We start from the raw sequence: 22,458 nt of genomic DNA on the forward strand, positions 1-22,458 counted from the left end.
GACTCGCGGCAAAAGCATCCGCTAGAAGAGGATGTTGACTTGTCATGCTTTCTGTTGACATTTCGGGCCGATTGCGCCGGATGAATGGAAAGAGCCATACAGGCGAAGGACCTGGATGGCTCTTTATGCGAGCTGCCGCTGGTAGCATATACGGGATCAGGACTCGAGCTCCTTACGCGAACAAAATCGCTTTTCGCTCCAGCACCGTCTCTTTGTCGTTAAGACGAATGGGGATAAATACTGGTGACAGCACGACCGCTCCGCCGGCGTCCTTGTAATTGCCGTTCTCGGAATAGGTCAGCGGGCCGAGCTCCGGCTCCGCCTCGTTCCGCCTGCTCCGCAGAAGCAGTACGCCATGCCGCAGCGTGAAGGCATCCGGGAATCCGGGCGCATGCGCTGCCGGAACGCGAACCAATCCGAGCTCGAATCGCAGCTCCAATCGCATGCCTGGGCGCAGTTCAGCCTGAACCTCCAAGAAACCGTTCTCGCTTACGGCGTCCAATCTCACACCGTTCATGCGAATGGCCGCCGTTCCCGGGACCGCATGCTGCGGCACGTAGAACCGGAGCGTTGCCGCACATGACGCCGGGGCGCTCAGCACTTCGAACGCTGCCTGCCCCGCGTAGGGATACGAGGTCGACTGCCGGATGACCACATCCCCGGCATCTAATGCAAGCGCGGCGGTTCCGTTGTGATAGAACGGCACCGTTACGCGGTTGCCGTCCATCCAGTAGCCGTATTCCGCCGCGCGCGAGAGTCCCTCGCCGCCTCTCATCGTGCAGCACCAATACGCTTCGTATACATTTTCCAGCGCATACAGGTCCCGTTCCTTCGAACCCGCGCAGTTATCGCAGCCGAAGCCGCCGTTCGGCCGCTGGCCGTGGCTGAGCCCGTTGAAATAAATCAGATGGGCGGTCTCCAAGTACTCCGGCTTCGCAGTGCGGCGCCACAATTCGACCGCGGCCACGAACGAATCGACGACGGCGCACGGCTCCGTCCACCAAGGCCTGTTGAACCAATTGCGGTTGGCGCCGTTCTCCGTCATGCCTTCCCGGACGTACAATTCGAATATGCGCTCGGCCGCAGCCAGCAGGCCGGCGTCGCCGTTCATGCCATAGTAGCGGAGCATCCCGCGCAGCGCCGACAGCGTCGCATGCGTCTGCGCGCTGATGCCAATGAGATCGATCGATAGAAATTTCCGGATCATGGCTTCGATCGTTTCTTTCAATTCCGGCCATCCGAGCAGCTCGTAAGCATGCGCAGCGCCGTCAAGCATAATAAACGCGCAGCCGATATCCGTCGACAAGTACCAATTCCGTACCGGCTTATCTCCCCGCTTGCCTGCGGCCTCTCCCTCGCTCGCGCGCTCCTGCGGATCGGTCGGGTAATGGTCGAAATGCGCCTTGGCAGGCAGGATCAGCCCCGTAACGACTTGTTCGATTAGGCGGAGAACGGCAGGCTCCTTCTTCCACGCATACAGCTCGGCGAGAGCGCGCAAATACCAGCTGTTGCCCGAGAGCTGCTGCTCATCCGTCATCCCTTCCGGCAAGATACTGCCGAAATAGCCGCGTTCATTCACGCCTTCCGGCAGCTTGGCCAGAATCGCCGCCGTATGCAGCGGCTCCGTACCCGTGGCACGGGCGGTCAAGATTTGGGCCAGCAGCGTTCTGCCTTCGTTGTCGCCAGGCCAGTCGTAGCTCGCCGGCTTGAAGACCTCATCGGGTCCGTACAGCGAATCGGCCAATCGCGAGGCGCTCGCCGCCAGACGGTCGCGCAGATCGCCATCAAGCGACAGGCGCTCCAATTGTATCGATTTCATAAGAATCTCCGCCTTTCAACAGAAATTATAGTGGACGGATCGTCATCCGTACTAGACGACGATGTTGACATCGCTTGCTTTCTGTTGACATCCTGCGAAGCATGCGGCGACTTCGGCTTAGCCGTATAAGCAGCATGCTCGCCGGGCACTCCGATTGCCTATTACGAGCTTGCCGTGCTAGTCCCGCTTCGGCCGCCATTCGTTCCCCCACAGCGTCGTTCCGTTCCCGAATGCTTTGCGGTACTCGTGCCGCCAATAATGAATGTCGTGCAAATTGAGGATCGGCATATTCTGCCTGCCCTCCTTGCCCGGCAGCTTCGCGAACGGCTGATGCGGTTCGATCTGATACCAATAGGCGACGGTTGCCAAATCAAGCGTAAGCACGTTGTTATGCCCATGCTCGATGCTGGCGCGAAGCGATTGCTCGAAGTAGACCGGGTCCTCCAGCAGAAACCGATAGACATGCGTACGTCCGAGAAATCCGGTTTCGCCGTTCACCTTGGCACAGCCGAAATAAGGGTGCGAATAAATCTCCTTCGGACACCAGGCCGTGTTGAAGAAATCCTCCGTTCCGGTGCCATGCATGGATCCCGGCCACGCCTCGCCGTCGATCATCCACATGTCATCCCCTTCGCCGTACCACATCGGACTGGGGTTATCGACGTAGTAGTTGATCCCGACAAAATGGCCCTTGCCGCGAATATCGGCGAATACATAGTTGCCCGCATCCGTGCAATTCGGCTGCTGCGGCACGAGCTCCAGCCCCTCGTTCTCTCCGTCAATCGGATCGGCGCCCGTCAGCTCCCTCCGCCACTGCGCGTGAAACCGGCCGGCTTCCTCCGGCAATTCATCATGTTCCTCGTAATCGATGCAGTAATAGAAGGACTCGATCGGTTCGGACGATTCGTTCTCGACCGCAATGACGGCTCCGTTCCCGAACGGCATCGGAAAATAGCAATTCAGCGCCTGCCCCCGCTGCGGCGCCGCGGCGAGCGGCAGCGAGGCGAAGTTGTAGTTCTCGCCCCATCCCTGACCGAAGAAGTCGCCGATCGGCGATTCGACGCTGGGCTCCGACTCGCCGTCCCAATACATGCGAAGCACCGCATTGCGCCGGATCATCCGGTCCGCGCAATTGATCGTGATCCAGATGTGGCGGATAATGCCCGCCCCTTCGATGTTCGCAAGCGCTCGGACTTCGCCCGCCGGGATCGCAATCGAGTCTTTGTTGAGCCCGGACCGGTCGTAGCTTGAGACGCGTTTCGATCTTCTTCCGTTCCGAACTTGATAAATGGAATCAAGCGCTTTCATTATAGGGCTCCCCCCTCGAATAATCAGTGAGAATCACGATATCTCAAATTATCCTCATGATAGCATGCTGCCGTAAAGCATAACACCGCATGATCACAGCACCTTCTATCGTTTCTACAGGTCTTGCCATCCGTTTATTAAATTTACGGAAAATTCGTCAAGTATGTATCGACATCCCCCAGGAATCATGCAAGAATAAGACCTGTGCCATCGGATAAAACACAAACAAAGAAAAGCATTGGAGATAACCCGCACATGCAGCAAGAAAAGAAAAGCAATCGCTGGAGACTTGTCCTGTTGTTAGGCGCCTTCTCGGCATTGGGACCTTTGACAATCGATATGTATTTGCCGTCGTTTCCCGAAATAACGGCAGATTTCGGTACGCAAGCATCGCTCGTGCAGCTGAGTTTGACGGCTTGCCTGATCGGTCTCGGACTGGGGCAGATCGTCATGGGCCCGCTGAGCGATATGCACGGAAGACGCAGACCCGTTATTATATCGCTCCTTCTGTATCTGGTGATGTCGTTTGTCTGCGCGATTTCCCCGAATATTTATTGTTTTATCGCGGCGCGGTTTATTCAGGGCTTCGCGGCCTCTGCCGGGATCGTCGTGTCGAGGGCGGTCGTGCGCGACTTGTACAGCGGACCTGAACTGACCCGGTTCTTCTCCCTGCTCATGCTGGTGAACAATCTATTTCCGCTCATCGCGCCGGTGGCGGGAAGCGGCGTCATCTCGTTTACGACTTGGGTAGGCGTGTTCATCGTGTTGGGCGGCGTGGGAATCGTGCTCGCGATTCTGGCTACCACCGGCCTCAAAGAGACGCTGCCTCCGGAGAATCGGATATCGAGCAATTTCGGCCAGCTGCTGACAGGGATTCGGACCTTGCTGAGGGACCGTCAGTTTCTCGGGTATGCATTAGCCCAAGGCATCATGATCGGCGGGGTTTTCGCTTACGTGTCCGGGACGCCCTTTATCTATCAAAAGATTTACGGCGCATCGCCGCAGCTGTTTGCCTTATTGTTCGGCTCGAACGGGATCAGCCTGATCATCGGCTCCCAGCTCGTAGGCCGCTTGAATCACGTCATTTCGGAACGGCGGTTTCTTCTTATCGGACTGCTGTTGTCCGCCGCTTCCAGCTTTATTGCATTGATGGTCATTCTGCTGCACGGGCCGCTGTTCGCCTTGGTTCCGCCGCTGTTTTGCTTCGTCGCATCCATCGGGATCACGTCTACCGCCTCGTTCTCGCTCGCCATGGAAACCCAGAGCCATATGGCGGGAAGCGCTTCGGCGATATTGGGACTGCTGCCGTTCCTGCTTGGCGCAGTCACGTCTCCGCTGGTAGGCATTGCCGGCGAGTATTCGGCCGTTCCCATGGGCGTCATCATTCTATCGACCAGCCTATTGGCGCTGCTGGCCTACTTCGGCTTAGCGCAGCAATCCCGATCCGCGCGACGGGGCGTACTGAAGGAGATTGGTTCGTAGAGCGATTAGCCGTACATGATCTCAGCGCGCATAGAATCGCCAAAGGCCACCTGTCAGCAGGTGGCCTTTGATTTTCGTATCTGTTTTTCTTACGGCGCAGCCTCTATAAAAAAGCCATATATACGACTTTGCCTTCGATCCGTTCAAATCCAAGCTGCTTGTACAACGTACGGGCGGGGACATTATCGTCGTCCGTTTCCAACTGCAATCTTGCGGCCTTTTTCGCAATAGCCAAGTCAATGGCATGCTCCATCAGCTTCCTGCCAACGCCCTTCTTTCGATGCCTCTAAGATGAATATAAAGCCTCGATTCGCAGTACCCGATAGCCTTTGCTGATCGAGAAGCTCCAAGAAAGGATAATGAACCCCCTATATCCATGATCCTGTTTGGCCAAATAACACGATGACGAGCCGTCATGAAGAAACCTCGTTAAAATCTGTTCGCATTGTTCCAGCTGTTCGGGCGATGGTACGGATTCGTCCACTCCGTTGGAAGAGGAATTCAAATAGCCGGCTAGCATACTTCTGGCTGGAGGAATAAGAAATTCATCAAGGGGCATGATTGCAACGTTCACTACTTTCCCTCCTTATTGAAACGATTCCATGTTTACCACGTTCTCGTTTTAATCCTACCATTCGCCATTCTTGCATGTATAAGCCTGCCCCTGCTAAAATCCGCCATAGCAAAAAAGCCTGCCATTGCTGGAAGGCTAATTCGATAGGCTCCGTTTAGTTGCTCTTCTTGGACTTGCGTCGCTGGCCGTTCGTTTTTTTGGAACTGGTTTGTTCCTCATCCAACCATTCGAGCTCGTTGACGTTCGAATCAATCTGATTCGGCTCCGTATCCTCGCTCTTCTTTCTTTTCTTGACCGGCGTTGTTTTCCGTTTGCCCTTTTGTTTCACGTGCCTATCATCCTTTTCCACCGTCATCATGCATCGAAATTAAAATATGCATGAACAAGGGAACTGGATTGGGTTCACGTAAAGGAGTCATGCAAAAGGGACGCCCGTAGGAGATGAATATCGGCGAATGTAATGTACTGGGTACAGTACATGCAGCGTTTCCGTCGAGTTTCTGTCAAGGTAGTGTTATGGCAACGGTTTCCCATACGCGATCGTCGTACACCCGTTGAAAGCCGCGAACCGCTCGATGCGCTCGTCAAGCATCCGGCGGAACGCTTCGTCCGGCTCCCCCTCGATCTCCGGCCAATAGCGAACCGCGTTTAACAGTTTCGCCTTCTTGTCCGCGACCAGCTCGATCCGTCCGACGAGCGCTTCTCCGTACAGAACCGGAAGCACGTAATACCCGTATTTTCGCTCGGCGACCGGGGTGTAAATTTCCCATTTATACTCGAAATCGAATAACGCCTTGATCAGCTTGCGGTCCCAAAGGAAGTTGTCGAGCGGAGCGAGAAATTCTACGCGCCGTTCATGCTCAGCCGTCGAAGACAACACGGCAAGCAGGAGCGGCTCATCCTCCAAGGCGATATAGAGCGGATCCGCTATTCCTTCAACGGAACACGCGACGATCGCTTTCTCTTGCAACAGTGAAGCGAATGCGTCCTTGCGTGCCTGCGCCTTCATCGGTTCGATGCCGAGCCATGCGTCGGACGGTTTGTTCCACAGTAACCCGACTGACCGAATACGGCGCAATACCAGCCATTTTATATAGTCCGCATCCGATTCGTTCGGATCCTCGGCACGCAAGATAGCCGGGAGGATATGATCCTCCGCCAAAGCGTAATATTTGATCGTGCCCTTCTTGTGGTGGACGATCAAATCCCCGCGAAAATAAAGCGTCTCCAGCACCGCTCTGGACAGCGTCGTCGGACTCCAAGACCAGTCTACCGTTTCCTTGAGCGGGACATCTTTGGAACAAGCCGCCCCATTCTCCCGTATGAACCGCTTCACCTCGCCGGCAACCGAATCGACCTTGTCGCGGCTTCTGCCTTGGAGCCGGAACCGCTCGCGCGTTCTCTCGAAATACTTCCAATCCTCGATAGCGATAATTGCGAGCTGCTTGTCGAAATAATCGACCAGCATGCGATCTTCATATAGAAGCTCCCCGAGCAGCTCTTTCGTAAATCCCGCTACTCTGGATTGCAGCACAAGCTCGGCGTTCTTGCCGCACACGTCGATCGGGTCGAACTGGATGCAGCCGGCGCGGCTCACGAACTCGCGAATCCCTTCCTTGCCCTTATACTTGTACGCTCCAAGCAGCCCCTGCTTCAACAAAAGGAATCTTCGCGCCTCTTTCTTGGTCAATCGGTAGCGGCTCATCTATCCTTGCTGCCTTTCGATGACAACCAACAGCACCGCTGCAGCCAGGCCCAAACGGCGGTCCAGCCGGTTGTCCGTATCGAGCCCAAAGTCCAAATTCAGCTTGCCGACGAACGGATTCAGGTCTTGCTTAAACAGCGCAACCCGCTCCCCGCCCATCTCTACGTGGAATTTCTGCGGAATCAAGTTGGTCAAGAACCTTCTAAGGAGCGCCATAAGCGCGCTGTCCTCCTTAATAAGCCCGATCTCTGTCTCCCTGGCATCCATGATCGCCCACTCGTCCTTCAGCATCGACTTCATGCCTTTGCGGCGAAGGGAGCCGAGCCTTTCTCCAGTGGCGGAATCGACGACGTCATAGGTCGCGGAGAAATCGATGACGCTGCGCGCCTGAATGGAAATGAGCTCGTCTTGCATCGAATCGTCGGCAAACAGCCGAATATCTTCTTTCAGCTTGAACGCTTTCATTTTCGAAAAGAGTACCGGTTGTCCGCTGCTGTCGAAAATATCGATGTTCGCTCCCGCGAGCGACATGATCTGTTTTCTGACGAGGTATTGCGTATGCGTGAATTTAGGATTCATGGACAGCCTCCTGCGACTTTAGTTACCAAACATAAAATTCGACAACTTGGCGGTGACTCCTTCCTAAAAGAAAAAGGAGAGGCCCGGCACGAGCGCCAAATAGACCATCCCATGGAGGATGGTCTTGGATGGTTTTGGATAGTCTTGGTTGGTCTTGGATGATCTCGGATGGTCCTGGTTGGTCTTGGATGATCTTGGTTGGTCTTGATTGGTCTCCATTGTCTACGGATGCCGCCAGACGGAAGCGCATCGAAGTCCGGCTAGGACACCTGCTTATCGACAGCCGATCCGCCCTCGACGCTCGCTTCCTTGCCGGGGCCGGCCGCGATATGGCAGAGCATATCCCGCGCCATCCGCTCCAGCGTGAAGCTCGGCTTGAACCCCCACTCCTCCCGGGCGGCGGAGATGTCGAGCTGATTCGGCCAGCTTTCCGCGATTTGCTGCCTTACCGGATCGACCTGGTAGGCCAGCCGGAAATCCGGAATCGTCCTGCGGATCTCGGCGGCCAGCAGTTCCGGATCGAAGCTCATCGCCGATACGTTGTAGGCGTTGCGGTTGACCAGCTGCGCGGAGTCGGTTTCCATCAGCGTCACGATCGCGTCGATGGCGTCCGGCATATACATCATATCCATGAACGTGCCCGGTCCGATAAAGGAGGTATACGCGCCGGAGCGAACCGCTTCGAAAAACATCTCCACCGCGTAATCGGTCGTTCCGCCGCCCGGCGGCGTCAAGTAGGAGATCAGGCCCGGGAAGCGCAGACCCCGCGTGTCTACGCCGAATTTCGCGTAGTAATAATCGCACAGCAGCTCTCCGGCCACTTTATTGATCCCGTACATCGTCACGGGCCGCTGAACGGTCACCTGCGGCGTAGCATCCTTCGGGGACGCGGGGCCGAATACGCCGATCGAACTCGGGGTGAAGAAGCGGCATCCCAGCTCTTTGGCCGTCTCGAGCGCGTTAATGAGCCCGCCCATGTTAAGATGCCACGCGAACAGCGGGCTCTTCTCGGCTGTCGCGGACAGGAGCGCCGCCAAGTGGATGATCGTATCGGCCTTATAATGGCGAGCGACGTCATATATTGCGCGCTGGTCGTTGACGTCGAGCAATTCGAACGGCCCTTCATCCTGGCCAACCCCGCTGCGGTCCGGCATGATATCGGTCGCGATGACATGCTGCGCGCCGTAAAGCTGCCGCAGCCTAGCCGTCAGCTCGCTGCCGATTTGACCGGAAGCCCCGGTAATCATAATGGTTTTCATTTCCGAATTCCCCTCCTGTTATGCGCTCCCGACAATTCGTAACGGCTCGCCGGCACGGCGTCGCGCCTGCTTATTCCAGGCCGATCCGCTTCTTCACCTTCCCGTAGACGGCCAGCGCCTCGTCCAGCATGGCTGTCGTATGCGCAGCCGTAGGCATATTCCGAATGCGTCCCAAGCCCTTCGGCACGGTCGGGAAGACGATCGCTTTGGCATACACGCCTTCCGCCAGCAGCTCGCGGCTGAACCGCTGCGTCTGCTTCTCTTCCCCGATGATGCAAGGAATAATCGGCGTCTCGGTATGTCCGGTACGGAAGCCGAGCTGCTCCAGTCCCTGGCGGAAATACTCGGCGTTGCGCCACAGTCGTGCCTGCAGCTCCGTGCTGTCCATTAAGATATCGAGGGCGGCGACGCAAGCTGCGGCGATGGCCGGCGGCGTGGCGGTCGAGAACAGGAACGGCCGGCTTCGCGCTTTCAGCCATTCGATGAGCTCCTGCTTGCCCGCGACGTATCCGCCGACAACGCCGATCGCCTTGGACAACGTGCCGATCTGGAAGTCGACCCGGTCGGACAGGCCGAAGTGCTTGACCGTGCCCGCCCCTTCTCCCAATACGCCGGATCCATGCGCATCGTCGACGTACGTGATCAAGTCGTAGCGCTCGGCGATAGCTACGATTTCCGGCAGCTTCGCGATGTCGCCGTCCATCGAGAAGACGCCGTCGGTAATGACCATGATTTTGGCGTACTGGCCGGATTCCCTCGCGGCGCGCGCTACGCGCTCCAACTCCTCCATGTCCGAATGCTTGTAGCGGATTACCTTCGCCTTCGACAAGCGGCAGCCGTCGATGATGGATGCATGATTGAGTTCGTCGGAGAGAATGGCATCGCCCGCATCCATGACGGCGGAAATCGCGGCCATATTGCAGTTGAAGCCCGATTGATAAGCGATGGCGGATTCGGTCTGCTTGAATCGCGCCAGCTTCGCTTCCAGCTCCCCGTGAATCTCCATCGTGCCGTTGATCGTGCGCACCGCGCCGGCGCCGACGCCGTATTGGCGCAGCGCCTTCTCGGCCGCGGCGATCAGGCGCTCGTCGCTTGCCAAGCCCAAATAATTGTTCGAAGACAAGTTAATGAGCGAACGGTCCTTGATTCGGATCGTCGGGCCGTTGCCGCCCTGCAGCGCATCGATTTGATTGAATAGCCCGTTCTGCTTGAGCTCTTCCAGACTGCTCCGCACGAATCGCGTCAATGATGGACTGGACATGGTCATTTCTCCTTTGGTCACGCAGGTTTATATGGCATATTATACATAAATACGTTATAACGCACAATAACTTTTCGACTTTTTCAATCGCTTCGGATAAAATGAGGAATAAAGACGGGCGCAGGAGGAACGAATGGAACAGATTCATATCAAGCTAGGGAAGAACTTGAAGGCCGTCCGCCAGACGCGCGGCCTTAGCCTGGATAAAGTATCCGAACTGACCGGCGTCAGCAAGGCGATGCTCGGGCAGATCGAACGCGGCGAGACGAGCCCCACCATTTCGACGATTTGGAAGATCGCCAATGGGCTGCGGTTATCATTCACCTCGCTGATCGAGAAGCCCCCCGGGGAGGTCGCGGTCGTGGCGAAACAGGATATCGAGCCGTTGCTCGAAGAGGATGGGAAATTCCGTTCGTATCCCATGTTTCCTTTCGATCCGTCGAAGAAGTTCGAGGCGTACGCCGTCGAGATGGACCAAGGTTCCACGCATGCGTCCGAGGCTCACAGCCCTGGCGTCGAGGAGTACGTGCTGGTGTCGTTCGGAACGCTCGTGGTCGACATCCAGAATACTTCCTATCACGTCAACGAAGGGGACGCCGTGCGGTTCGCGGCCGATCAGCCGCATATCTATCGAAATGCGGGCGAAGGCCTGCTGCGGTATAATGCGATCATTTATTATCCGTAAACTTCATTCCCCCATGTATGCGATGACGCACACAACGAATGGAATTTATTCGTTTACCGATCGTATGTTATAACGCACAAAACAGCGTGAGCAGCGGCATTAAGCCGGGCTCACGCTGTTTTGTTTACTAGAAATGGAACCTTGTTCGTTAACGTGTCAGTTGACTCTTCCCTGCTGAACGAAGCTCAGCCGCATACGCATCCAGATCGATGGCCTTCCCGCCATTCAGACGCGATTCCTCGGCAGCGAAGGCCATCAAGTGGCTGCGGACCGAAGCAGATGCCGACGTCAAGCTCTCTTGACCGCCATAGTTCCTCACTTCGTCCAGGAAGCTGCTGACGATGCCCGCATCGCCTCCGCCATGTCCGCTGGACTGTTCGGCAATGGTGAGTTCAGTCTTCCTATGCGTAAGGAAATCGAATATCGTAATAATGTTCCCTTCGCCGCGCAGCTCCCCTCTGGTCCCCATAATTTGAATTCGGCGCTCTTGCTCGAAGGTAAAGCCGCACATGCTGAAGATCGCCGTCGCTCCGCTCTCAAATTCCATGTTGACTACTTGATGGTCCACGACATTGTTGTCGCTCTTATATACGCAACGACCGTAGTTCGTATCTCTCAATCCCTGCACGATCTTCTCCTGGGAAAGATCCGGCGCGAAATGTCTAGCCCAAGGCTTGAATTGATCGCTCAAATAAAAGCGCTGCGCAGCATAAGGGCAGGTCGATTGCACGCGGCAGTCAAGGCACCGTTCCGCTGCCCCTTCGGGCGCATTGGCCTCGCGGAAATGCATCAGGGAACCAAACGAGCTGATCTTCGTACACGCCTGATCCATCAGCCATGATAGAACATCCATGTCATGACAAGATTTTGCGAGAATCATCGGGCTCGATTGCTCGGCGTTATTCCAATTGCCTCGGACGAAGCTATGGGCGATATGCCAATAGCCGACGTTTTCATTCAGCTGAATGGATACGATATCTCCGATGTGCCCCGCTTGAATCGTCTCTTTGATCGCGCTCCAGAACGGCGTATAGCGCAGTACGTGACATATGGTCAGAAGTCTGTCGTTCTCTTCGGCGACTCTCTCCATCTCAAGACATTCTTGCGGATTGGGAGACATGGGCTTCTCTAGAAGAACATGATAGTTATTGTTCAGCGCAAGGATCGTCGGCTGGAAGTGCATTTGATCCTGCGTGCAGATGACAGCAATATCCGCCAGCTTTCCTTCGGCGAGCAGCTCCTCCCACGATTCGTACGCACGCTCGGCTGGAATGCTATGGTCATTGGCGAATTTTGTCCGCCTTTTGGAATCGGCTTCCGCTACTGCGACGAATTTGAGCTCATACGGATAATGGAGGGCGTAGGGCGCGTAACTTCCTGCACCGCGCGCGCCAGCTCCGATTAATACAGCTGTTAATTGCTTCATGTTTACTCTTCTCCCCTGTCAGTTCAAATTGAAAGCTTGCCCAATTCGCACCAAATTCACTTCATTACAGCAATCATATTTGGAATAAACACTTCATGTCAACGTATATTTGGCTCCAAATTCTCATAACCCTCATCCTTCACTGCACGCTCAAAAAAAGAACCTCTAAAGCGGCTCATCCTATGGGATGAACCGCATTTAGAGGCGCTTTTCGTCAAATTACCGCTTGTAACGTTCAGCTTTCCTTATTCATGAAGGTTGACGATTGACGGACCACAAGTTCATACGGGAGCAGCACTTTGAGCGGCAGCGAATATTGACCCTCCACGTAATTAACCAACATGTTTGCAGCCACTTCGCCGATTTCCGATTTCGGCACCTGCACGCTCGTGAGCGGCGGCGATGAATATTGCGCGAATTCAATATTATCCATGCCAACGAATGCGATATCCTGCGGAATGCGATAACCCTTCTCTACAGCGGCGCGAAGCGCGGGTAACGCCAATGCGTCGCTTGCACAGAACATCGCGGTCGGCCGTTCATCCGCATTCAGCCTGCCAAGCATCTCGGTCATCAAGCTATAGCTCAAATCAACGTCCCATTTGGCATTAATAATCCAGCTTCGGTTCAGCTCGCTTCCAGTTTCGAGCATACCGAACTTGTAGCCTTGAAATCGTTCATCCTCATCCATTTCATTAGAGAATGAGGGTCCCCCGATAAATCCGATTTTCTTATGTCCCTGCGCAACCAGATGCCTGACCGCGGAACGCGCAGCTGAGAGACGGTCGCAATCGACGACGGGTACGGCTAAGCTATCATAATTCAAGCTGACGCCAAGCACGCGCACGCCTTCTTCTTTCAAGACCTCAAACTGCTCCTTATCATACCAGGCAATCGAAAGAATGCCCTTCACTCCCGTTTCCCTGATCAAGGAGCGCAAGTAATGAGGACTCCCGATCTCTTCCCTCGCTATGATGAACGCGGGAGTTCTCCCAAGCTCGTACAATTTCTTGCGGAAACCGGACAGAATGCTTGTAAAGTACGGATGATAATCAAATGCGGACTGAGGCATGATACAGCCTATTGATTTCTCGATTGGATAGCCGGTTTTCGCTGCCAAAGGCGCTTCCTCGGCATCGATTTCATAGCCAATCTCATTCGCGACTTCTAATACTTTGCGCTTTGTCTCTTTACTGACAGGGCGATTGGCATCATTGCTGATCGCACGCGATACAGTGGAAATCGATACTCCGAGCCTATCGGCAATATCCTTCAATGTCGGCAAATTAACACCTCCTCGATTATGCTTATGTATTTATGTATGATACCTTTGGGTGGAATTTGGTGTCAATCGCTCTCCAATCAACATGGAAGATATTTAACTCGTCATATCATAAGATCCTCCCGGTCGTTAAGATAAAAAAAGGAGCGTGAAAGCTCACACTCCTTCTTTACGATGGATGAGATAGGGATTATTTCTTGAACGTCTCGTCGTAAGCTTTATTGATCAGCTCCAAAGCTCGCTCGGAGCCAAGCTTCTTAACCTGCGGAATGACTTTCGTATCCCAAGTGTCGATGCTTTGCTTGCCGATAATGACATTCACGGAAGCTTCCTCGACATACGTATCGATCGCTGTTTTGATGTCGCCATATTCCTTCTGCTCTTTATCATCGGTAAATTTCGCATTAAAGGTCGCTTTACCGAAGGCGTTGTTCTCAGTTAAGAAGGCTACCGACTTCTTCATTGCAGCACCATTCAGCTCATACGTATTAATGGCTTGTTGGTTTACGACCGTGAACAGGTCTTGATTGTTCAAGCCGGAATTCTTGATACTGCCCTTCGGCGTTGCAGGCGTTTGGAAATCCTTCAAAAACTTAATCGTGCCGTCAGCGTTCTTGTCATACGATTCGCCTTCAATGCCGAATTGCATGGCGTCGATTCCCTCGGGGCTGTACATCCAGTTCAATAAATTAACCAATTCGTCCTTGTATTTCGATTTGTTTGAAATCATTTTCAATGCTCCGTAATAACCGCTTAGAACGATCGTACCCACTCTAGTATCGTTGTATTTCGGCTGAAGCATCGCCGTAAACTCAAAGCCCTCCGGAGTTTTGTCTCCCATGGTTTGAATAATTTCGTCGCCGGCTTGCGGGTAGTCGATCGTCACGAAACCTTTGTTGGTAGCCAAGAGCTCGTTCCATTCTTCATCCGTAATCGTGGCGAAGTTGGGATTCACCAGTCCTTCGGCATACAGCTTGTTCAAGAAGATCAGCGTATCCTTGTAGGCTTGGCTATCCGGACCGAAAACGTATTTTTGCGTCGCTTGATCCAGATAGAAGGAAGTGTCGCTCCCTCTGTAGTAAGCTTGGTTCTCGATCAAATGATTGGTTCCCCATCTCACAAAATACGGATAGGAATCCGGGTACAGCTTCTTCAGCTTCACTAACGTGTTGTATAAATCATCAAACGTTTCAAACTTCGTGGACAAGTTGTTTTTCGCGAAAATATCGGTTCTGCCGATTAATACCTCGTCGGCACGATAAGGAACATCGTACATTCTCGGAGCGCCGTAATAGTTGCTGTCCGGCGAACGAGCCAGATCCATGGCAGGCGTATATTTCTCCAGCATCGCTTTCATATTATCAAGCTTGCCGGACTCCATATATGGCGTCAAATTCAAGAACGCGCCTTGCGGGCCGTATTTATCCGCATATTTTTGTCCGCCTTGAAGCGACATCAAATCTGGCAGCTCGCCGGAGGCCAGCATCGTATTGATTTTCTCCGTAGCGTCTGCGCGAGAGACGTTAATAGGCTTGATTTTAATATTCGTGTACTTCTCGATCGTCTTGAACACTTCTTCGTCCCCCGTGTAAGGGGTATCTGCCGTAAAGAACCAATTGACTTGAATGGGCTTGGCGCTGATCTTCTCCGCTCCGGTTGCAGCAGGCTCTGCTTGTGTTTCATTCGAAGCGTTAGTCGTCGTTGCTGGTTCTGCGGCATTCGAAGATTTGTTGTTGTTGTTGTTGTTGTTGCTGTTGCTGTTGCACCCCGTAACAATCAACACAATGACCGCTACAAAAAAGATTAACAATCTTTTCATAACAAGACTCTCCTCTTTTTAATTTTATATATCATCCTTTTATTGAGCCTACCATCAGACTCTTCACAAAATACTTTTGTATAAAAGGATAAATACACATAATAGGAAGCGTGGATATAACAATAGATGCCATTTTCAACGATTCTGTAGGAGAGTGAGTTAAGTCAGCATAAGCGCCTTTATCGCTTGGATCGACGGATGCCGTAATCAATATACTTCTTAATATCATTTGCAACGGATATTTGGTGTTGTCATTCAAATAGAGCAGCGCTGAGAAATACCCATTCCAAATGCCGACTGCCGTAAACAAACCGATCGTGGCCAGAATTGGCTTGGAAAGCGGCAAGTAGATTCTGGCATAAATCTGAAGATTCGAGGCGCCATCAATTTGAGCGGATTCGCTCAAGGCCTCAGGTATATTCCTAAAGAAGGATCTCATTAGAATGACGTTCCACGCGGACAAAGCCCCGGGAAGAACCATAACCCAAAACGTATTGATCAGATTCATCGACTTGAATGCCAGATAGGTCGGAATCATGCCGCCGCTGAAAAACATCGTTACGATGTAGATTTGGGCGATATAGGACCGCATTTGAAACTTGTCTTTGGAAAGCGGATAAGCCGTAATGGAAGTGAAAAACAAGGTTAAGAGCGTACCGACCGCGGTATATAATATCGTGTTTCTGTACGCTGTATAAAAAACAGGGTGGTTAATCATCGTCTGGTATGCGCCTTTGTCAAAACCGCGCGGATAGAACGAAACCTTCCCCGCCATGACTTCCGCCGGATCGCTGATCGAAACGGATAGAACGTAGGCAAAAGGATACAGCATGATCAAGACGGTAATCGCTAATATGATATAGACGATGGCAAGAAAAACCTGATCTTCGATCGGATCTCTAATTCTGTTCGGATTTTTCATCCCATCACCACAAACCTTCATCTAAGAATTTTTTGGAGAAGAAGTTTGCACTCAGCAAGAAGATAATAGAAACCACGCTGTTAAACAGCCCGATAGCGCTTGAGAATCCATAATCTTGATCGAACATCCCTTTGCGGTAAACATAAGTAGAAATAACGTCGGCAACGTCATACGTAGCAGGGCTATACATTAACAGTATTTTTTCGAATCCGACGCTGACAATGCTCCCTACGGCCAGAATGAACAGCGTAATAATGGTCGGGCGCATACTTGGCAAGGTGATCAGAAAAATCTGCTTGAACCTTGAACAGCCGTCGATCTTGGCCGCATCGTACATTTCCGTGTCGATCCCTGAAATAGCAGCCAAGTAGAGGATGCTGGAATAGCCGACTCCCTGCCAAATGTCTGAGCCGATATACATGCTTCTGAAAAAGCCGGATTCGTTGAAAAACTGGATCGGACTTGCATCGACCGTCGCTAACATATCATTCACTATGCCTGTATCGCTGAACATCGATTTCATAATCCCAACGATTACGACAACCGATATAAAGTAAGGCAAATAGGTAGCGGTTTGGACAAATCGCTTGATTCTCGGGTGCACCATTTCATTAATCAATAAAGCCAGAACAATGGGTGCGGGGAAAGACCACAGCAAGTTATAAAGACCGAGCAGGAACGTGTTTTTCACAATTCGATAGAAGTTTGGATCTGCAAAAAACCGTCTGAAGTTATCAAAGCCGATCCACTCGGAGCCGCCCATCCCTTTAAACAGGCTGTAATCTTGAAAAGCAGTTAAGACGCCAACCATGGGATAATAAGCAAATAAGGCTATTATGATTAGTCCAGGTATCGACATCATCAAAAAAGAGCGGTTACACTTCCAGTCGTACAAAAATTTGGAATAAAAGGACATCTTCGAAATTTTTCTAGTCGTTGTTGACATTCGCTCACCTCATTTCAATATTTCGCAGTCGATAGGATTCCGGTCAATACAAGTTTGGTCTTGTTTGGCGTATATCCACCAGACAAAATACGGATATTTGCACCAAATTTTCCTTGAATAATGCTATGATAATGAGAAATCTATCAGGTGTCAATGGATTATTTGGATCCAATTTTCCATCGTGGCCATGATATCCATTAACTGTTTGAAAGCGATTTCATAATCCGGGTCATTTATGCCGATCGCGAGCCAAACTAAAAAGCGCTCACCATTGCAGCGCGGCAAAGGTGAGCGCTTTCGATTTCTATCTCTATTAGCTTGAACGGAACGACTAGACCGACTTCCGGTAATCGGACGGATATTTCCCGAACGCTTCCGTGAACAGCTTCGTAAAATGCCGCGTGCTGAAGTAGCCTACCGCCTCGGCGATTTGCTTAATCGACATGCGTGTCCCGAGCAGCAGCTCCTCGGCCTTCCCCATCCGCAGCCGCGTCAAATATTTCATGAACGTCAAGCCCGTCTTCTTGTGGAACAGCGTGCTCAAATAGCTTGGCGTCACGTTCAGGAGATCCGCGATTTGGCCGATGGCGACCTCCTCGGCATAATGCCGGTCGACGTAGAGGAGCACCTGCGATACGACGTCGCTTGGTCCGACTTCCTTGGATTTGAGCCGGCGCAGCATCCGCTCCCCGTGCAGCCGAAACTCCTGCGCGACGGCGCTCCCGCTGCTCCCCTCGGCGAGCCGGATTCCCGGCGCGGCATGCCCGATGTACTTGAGCAGGGAGCGCTTCTCGCTTTCCGCCGCCGCAAGCTCCCAGCCCGCGAGCGCCGGTTCCAGCTCCATGGCAGCGTTTTGAAAATTCAATAAGCGTCCCTCGTGCAAATAGTCGATCGCCGCCGACAGCTTGCGCCCCAGCGTCAAGCGCTCCTGCCAGCCCGTCGCAGCCTGAAGGCTGCCATGTTCGATTACGCCGCCGAAACCGTAGAAGAACCGCAGTTCGCGCAGCTGCTGCAGTTCCGCCAGCCGCGCGTTCAGCTCCTTGAATCCGCGGCATTGCCCCGTCGCAAGCACGGTGACCGCCTCCTCCCCGGAGCTCGCCAGCGCCGCTTCCCGGAGCGCGTCTTCGAAGAATGCGCCCGTCTGACGCTTGCCCTCGCAGCCTTGGACCGCGTTCCAAGCCCCCACTGCGGCCAGCTCGCCGCCCGGCAGCGTGACGATCGCCAGATGGATGCCGCCGGCCAAATGCCTGTCGATGCATGCCGTCAGCCGCCTATAGAACGCGGCGTGCGCTTCGGCGCGCGCCGTTCCTCCCGCCGGAAGATCCTGTTCGAAAACGGCGCCCATGAAGCTTCCCTGGTGGAAAACCCCTTCGCGGTCCTCCTGGCGAACGGCGATCAAGCCGTGAAGCAGCGCCGACAAGTTGCTTCCGAACCGCTCGTTGTGCAGCAGAATCATTTCCCGGCCGTCCTTGTAGGTCGCATAGAGCGCGCGTTCCAAATCGTCCGTGCCGATCGGCTTCAGCAGATAGTCCGACGCGCCGAGCTTTACGGCCTCCCGCGCGAACGCGAAATCGGAATGGCCGGTCAGGATAATCCATTTCGTCATGGGAGACAAGGCTTTCCCTTGCCGGATCGCTTCGAGCCCGTTCAGACCCGGCATATGGATATCGACGATGGCCACGCCCGGCTGCTGTTCGGCCAGCAGCTCCAGCAGCGCTTCGCCGTTCGTCGCCTCGCCCGCGATCACCCATGCCGCGTCCATCTCGCCGATCATGCTGCGAATCGAGAATCGGACTAAATTTTCGTCATCGGCCACGACCAGCTTCATGCGCGCATCACATCCTTCAACGGAATTTGTATGGAGGCCTCCGTGCCTTCGCCGGGCACCGAACGCATGCGGAGCATCGCGTGCTCGAAGGCCAGCTTGAGCCGCTCGCGGACGTTCGTCACGCCGATCCCGCTGCGGCCGGATCCGGTATCGAACCCGATGCCGTTATCGGACACCGTGATCGTCAAGTAATCCCCGTTCCCGCCGGGCTCGGGGGAACGAACGATATGCGCTTGTATGCGCAGCAGGCAAGGTGACTTGCTTGGCTCGATGCCATGAATGACCGCGTTCTCGACGAGCGGCTGAAGCAGCAGCTTCGGAATGAGCATGAGGTATACTTCGGGGGAAAAATCGAGCTCGAACTCCATTTTGTCCGCGAACCGCATTTGCTGCAATTCGCAATACTTCTCCACGAACTCCATCTCATCCTTCAGGCTCGCGCGTTCGTTCTTGTCCAGCGTGTACCGGAGCATGCCGCCGAGCGACAGAATGGCCCGCTCCAGCAGCGCGCTCTGGCCCGACCGATTCAGCCCGATGAAGCCGTTCAGCGTATTGTACAGAAAATGCGGCTGGATCTGCGATTGCAGCGCTTGATATTCCGCGTTGCGCTGTCCGAGCGCGGCGCGGTATTCGCGATCGATCAGCTCGCCGAGCCGGCTGATCATCGTATTCAGGCTGGCTCCCAGCTGCGCGACTTCGTCGTTGCCCTTGACGGGATAGAAGGCCGACATATCGCCCCGCTGCACCCGCTTCATCGTCTGGATCATCCGTTTGAACGGGGTCACCATCCAATGGGAGACGGTCGTGTACAGGATAAGCGCGACGACGAGTCCGCCCACGGCGAACCAGATGCCGACGGCGTACACGCGATCCAGCTGCCTGCGAACGACGGTTTCGGGGAACATGACGTAGATGCCCCACTGCGACCTTGCGATCGTCTTGCTCACGACATGATAATCGTCGCCCGGCGCATGGACGTAACCGGCGCCCGAGGCCAATTGCGCGCGCAGCTCGCCGACGAGGGGACCGCTGGCGTAGATGACCTTGCCCTTATCGTCGAGAATCGCGGCCAATGCGCCGTTCTTGAGCCCGATACCGTCGATCATGCGCTCGATGGCGACCGTGTCCGCGTCCGCCATGATCACGCCGAGCGGACGTCTGGTATCGGGGTCCTTGATCAGCCGGGCGACGGAGAAGACGCTCGACCGCGCGCCGTTTAGATAATCCTGGTCGTGAACGCTGATGAATGCCACATCGCCGTCCGCCCGCAGCGCCTGGATATACCAGTCCTGCTTCGTGAATGGGAAGTTCTCGACCGCCCCTGTTAGATTACTTGACGAGGACACGTATACGGAGCCGTCCATCGGCAGCAGAATCGTCCCGAGGATGTCTTTGCGCGTATTCTTGAGCGCGTTCGGAAGCGTGCTCGACAAGGTCTGCCCTGCCTCGAATTGCTCGTAGGGCGTCAAGAGGTTCCAGCCGTACGTGGATTTCAGCTTCATCGCGCGCATGACGTCGTCATAGAAATACGGGGTAACCGTCATTCGGTCGAGGTCGTCGAGATAAGTCTCGATATGCGACGTAAGAGCAGCTAAAGTCCCCGCCATTAGCGAGGACTGCTGCTCTTTGATGGATCTGACGTAATAAGCGGGGAGTTCCACGACGATGACGACAATCGGTAGAACGATCGTTAGCAGGAATAGCAACGTTAGCTTGAGCCGAATGGATTGTCTCATGTACCGCTCCTCTATCCTTTGATGGCGCCGGAGGCAAGACCTGAGATGAAGTACCGCTGCAGGAACAGATACAGGACGATCATCGGCAGGGCACCCATGAGCGAGCCCGCGGCCACCCATCCGATATTGCTGTTGTATTGGCCGAAGAACGACGCGAGCGCGACCGTGATCGTCCGCGTATGCGGATGCTGCAGGAAGAAGACCGAGAATTGATAGTCGTTCCAAACCGCGACGCCCGTCAAAATAATGACCGTGGCCGTAATCGGCTTCAAGAGGGGCAGCAGGATGCGATAAAACAGTTCGAAGCGTCCTGCGCCGTCGATCATCGCGGCCTCGTCGAGCTCCCTCGGGATCGTGCTGATGAAGCCCGTGTACAGGAAGATTGTCATCGGCAGGTTGAACGTCACGAACAGGAGGATGATGCCCCAGTATTGATTCATGCCGCCGATATCGACCATGAATTTATAGAGAGGCACGAGAATCGTAAGCGGCGGCACGATGAGCGCGGATACGAATACCGCGTAGATGAACTGATTCCAGCGCGTCTGGTACCGGGCCAGCGGATAGGCGGCGATGGAGCCGACCAGGATGATCAGCAGGACCGAGACGGCCGTTACGATGATGTTGCTGCGGAACGCCGTCGCCAAGCTCGCTTCGCGCCAGGCGTTGGAGAAATTGTCGAGGAACAGATAGCCCGGCATGACCCATTTGGAGCTCAGGTCGTCCGCCGCTTTGAACGAGGTCGTCAGCAAGATGTAGAAGGGGAGAATATGAATCAGGCAAATGACGAGCGACAAGAACGTCAGCCAGACCGAGCGGGACCTTCTCATCAAGCGTGAACCTCCCTTCTGCGCAGCAGGTACAAAGCGAAGATGCTGACGACGGAAATCATGGCGAACATCAGTATGCCGATCGTGGCCGCATAGCCGGCATCCTCCCTGCCGAAGTAGAGCAGGTACATGATGGACGACATCGAGGCCGAAGCATAGCCGGGGCCGCTGTTCGTCATCGCGACGATGACGTCGAACAGCTTCAGCCCGCCGATCAGATTAAGCACCATGCTGATCGTCAAGGACGGAGCGATCAAGGGCCACGTAATGTGCCGGAATCTGCTGACGGCCGTGGCGCCGTCGATCGTCGCCGCCTCGTAATAGTCCTTGGGAATCGTCTGCAGGCCCGCCAGGAACAAGACCATCGCGATCCCGAGGTATTGATACGTGTTGACGAAGGTGATGATCCAGCTGTTCAGATCCTTGTCCCCGAGCAGGTTGGACGGTTCGTCCTGGAACAACAGCAGGATATCGTTAATGGCGCCGCCGTCGTATTGAAAGAAAAAATACCAGATATAGCCCATGATCAGCGAGCTGATGATGACGGGCAGGTAGATGACCGTCCGTACGAGGCCGCGCGTTCGGATGCTCATGTTCAGGAACAGCGCGTAAGCCAAGCCGATGAGATTCTGCAGGAAGGCGCTGCCTACGCCGTAGATCAGCGTATTGCGAATGACTCGTCCCATGTCGGGGTCGCTGAAGAAACGCTTGTAGTTCGAGCTGCCAATCCATTTGTACTCCTGATTGTAGCCGTTCCAGTTGGTGAACGAAATCTGGACGCCCTTGACGAACGGATAGAAAATGAACACCGCGAACAGGAGCAATGCCGGTACGTAGAGCAAATTAAGCCATGCGGTGCTGCGCATCCGCTTGCGGACAGGCCCCTGCGGCGGCGCGGCCGCGCGGGCGCCCCGAACGGCAGTGGTTGTTTTCGCCATAAAGCGCTCCCCTCCCAGCCTGATTGTGTGCCGCCGGACGGGAAGAGCGGCGCCCTTCC

18 protein-coding genes and 1 pseudogene are annotated in these 22,458 nt (G+C 54.3%); 2 read left to right on the forward strand and 17 right to left on the reverse strand.

Annotated elements, in window-relative coordinates:
• Window positions 1-172 precede the first annotated feature (172 nt).
• Window positions 173-1,819 (reverse strand): beta-L-arabinofuranosidase domain-containing protein, encoded by a 1,647-nt coding sequence (locus GZH47_RS08835; protein ID WP_162639756.1) that lies wholly within the window; start codon window positions 1,817-1,819, stop codon window positions 173-175.
• A 177-nt stretch (window positions 1,820-1,996) separates the two neighbouring features.
• Window positions 1,997-3,127 (reverse strand): glycoside hydrolase family 172 protein, encoded by a 1,131-nt coding sequence (locus tag GZH47_RS08840; RefSeq protein WP_162639757.1) that lies wholly within the window; start codon window positions 3,125-3,127, stop codon window positions 1,997-1,999.
• Between the two features lie 255 nt (window positions 3,128-3,382).
• Here GZH47_RS08840 and GZH47_RS08845 point away from each other — a divergent pair, with 255 nt between their 5' ends.
• Complete coding sequence (locus tag GZH47_RS08845; RefSeq protein ID WP_162639758.1) at window positions 3,383-4,609, forward strand: multidrug effflux MFS transporter; 1,227 nt, start codon at window positions 3,383-3,385, stop codon at window positions 4,607-4,609.
• 103 nt (window positions 4,610-4,712) lie between these two features.
• Here the strand turns inward: GZH47_RS08845 and GZH47_RS34040 are convergent.
• The 6 genes and pseudogenes from GZH47_RS34040 to GZH47_RS08875 all read right to left on the reverse strand — a co-directional run.
• Window positions 4,713-4,883 (reverse strand): annotated as a pseudogene (locus GZH47_RS34040) (GNAT family N-acetyltransferase); the annotation flags it as partial.
• A 454-nt stretch (window positions 4,884-5,337) separates the two neighbouring features.
• Window positions 5,338-5,511, reverse strand: coding sequence for a hypothetical protein (locus GZH47_RS08855; RefSeq protein ID WP_162639759.1), 174 nt, complete (start codon window positions 5,509-5,511; stop codon window positions 5,338-5,340).
• A 186-nt stretch (window positions 5,512-5,697) separates the two neighbouring features.
• On the reverse strand, window positions 5,698-6,888 hold the full coding sequence (locus tag GZH47_RS08860) for a winged helix-turn-helix domain-containing protein (protein WP_162639760.1): 1,191 nt from the start codon (window positions 6,886-6,888) through the stop codon (window positions 5,698-5,700).
• Complete coding sequence (locus GZH47_RS08865) at window positions 6,889-7,467, reverse strand: LURP-one-related family protein (protein ID WP_162639761.1); 579 nt, start codon at window positions 7,465-7,467, stop codon at window positions 6,889-6,891.
• A 260-nt stretch (window positions 7,468-7,727) separates the two neighbouring features.
• Window positions 7,728-8,726, reverse strand: a complete 999-nt coding sequence (locus GZH47_RS08870) for an NAD-dependent epimerase/dehydratase family protein (protein WP_162639762.1) — start codon at window positions 8,724-8,726, stop codon at window positions 7,728-7,730.
• 70 nt (window positions 8,727-8,796) lie between these two features.
• Window positions 8,797-9,987: a glycine C-acetyltransferase gene (locus tag GZH47_RS08875; protein ID WP_162639763.1), complete on the reverse strand. Its 1,191-nt coding sequence runs from the start codon at window positions 9,985-9,987 to the stop codon at window positions 8,797-8,799.
• 133 nt (window positions 9,988-10,120) lie between these two features.
• On the opposite strand from GZH47_RS08875, the gene GZH47_RS08880 reads away from it, so the two are divergent.
• Window positions 10,121-10,672 (forward strand): helix-turn-helix domain-containing protein, encoded by a 552-nt coding sequence (locus GZH47_RS08880; protein WP_162639764.1) that lies wholly within the window; start codon window positions 10,121-10,123, stop codon window positions 10,670-10,672.
• 148 nt (window positions 10,673-10,820) lie between these two features.
• Here GZH47_RS08880 and GZH47_RS08885 read toward each other — a convergent pair whose 3' ends face one another.
• The 9 genes from GZH47_RS08885 to GZH47_RS08925 form a co-directional block, all read right to left on the reverse strand.
• On the reverse strand, window positions 10,821-12,098 hold the full coding sequence (locus GZH47_RS08885; protein ID WP_162639765.1) for a Gfo/Idh/MocA family protein: 1,278 nt from the start codon (window positions 12,096-12,098) through the stop codon (window positions 10,821-10,823).
• Between the two features lie 235 nt (window positions 12,099-12,333).
• The gene (locus tag GZH47_RS08890) at window positions 12,334-13,383 is read right to left on the reverse strand and encodes a LacI family DNA-binding transcriptional regulator (RefSeq protein ID WP_162639766.1); all 1,050 of its coding nucleotides are present in this window, start codon (window positions 13,381-13,383) and stop codon (window positions 12,334-12,336) included.
• Between the two features lie 187 nt (window positions 13,384-13,570).
• Window positions 13,571-15,199 carry an extracellular solute-binding protein gene (locus GZH47_RS08895; RefSeq protein ID WP_162639767.1) on the reverse strand — a complete coding sequence of 543 codons (1,629 nt, stop codon included), beginning with the start codon at window positions 15,197-15,199 and terminating at the stop codon, window positions 13,571-13,573.
• Between the two features lie 31 nt (window positions 15,200-15,230).
• Window positions 15,231-16,121, reverse strand: a complete 891-nt coding sequence (locus GZH47_RS08900; RefSeq protein WP_162639768.1) for a carbohydrate ABC transporter permease — start codon at window positions 16,119-16,121, stop codon at window positions 15,231-15,233.
• A gap of 4 nt (window positions 16,122-16,125) precedes the next feature.
• Window positions 16,126-17,067: an ABC transporter permease gene (locus tag GZH47_RS08905; RefSeq protein ID WP_162639769.1), complete on the reverse strand. Its 942-nt coding sequence runs from the start codon at window positions 17,065-17,067 to the stop codon at window positions 16,126-16,128.
• 331 nt (window positions 17,068-17,398) lie between these two features.
• On the reverse strand, window positions 17,399-18,895 hold the full coding sequence (locus GZH47_RS08910; protein WP_162639770.1) for a response regulator transcription factor: 1,497 nt from the start codon (window positions 18,893-18,895) through the stop codon (window positions 17,399-17,401).
• Window positions 18,892-20,631 (reverse strand): cache domain-containing sensor histidine kinase, encoded by a 1,740-nt coding sequence (locus GZH47_RS08915; protein WP_162639771.1) that lies wholly within the window; start codon window positions 20,629-20,631, stop codon window positions 18,892-18,894. Before GZH47_RS08915 ends, GZH47_RS08910 begins: the two co-directional genes overlap by 4 nt.
• A gap of 11 nt (window positions 20,632-20,642) precedes the next feature.
• Window positions 20,643-21,461 (reverse strand): carbohydrate ABC transporter permease, encoded by an 819-nt coding sequence (locus GZH47_RS08920; protein ID WP_162639772.1) that lies wholly within the window; start codon window positions 21,459-21,461, stop codon window positions 20,643-20,645.
• Window positions 21,461-22,399: a carbohydrate ABC transporter permease gene (locus GZH47_RS08925; RefSeq protein WP_162639773.1), complete on the reverse strand. Its 939-nt coding sequence runs from the start codon at window positions 22,397-22,399 to the stop codon at window positions 21,461-21,463. Before GZH47_RS08925 ends, GZH47_RS08920 begins: the two co-directional genes overlap by 1 nt.
• Window positions 22,400-22,458 lie beyond the last annotated feature (59 nt).

The organism is Paenibacillus rhizovicinus, from assembly GCF_010365285.1.
Classification (GTDB): Bacteria; Bacillota; Bacilli; order Paenibacillales; family Paenibacillaceae; genus Paenibacillus_Z; species Paenibacillus_Z rhizovicinus.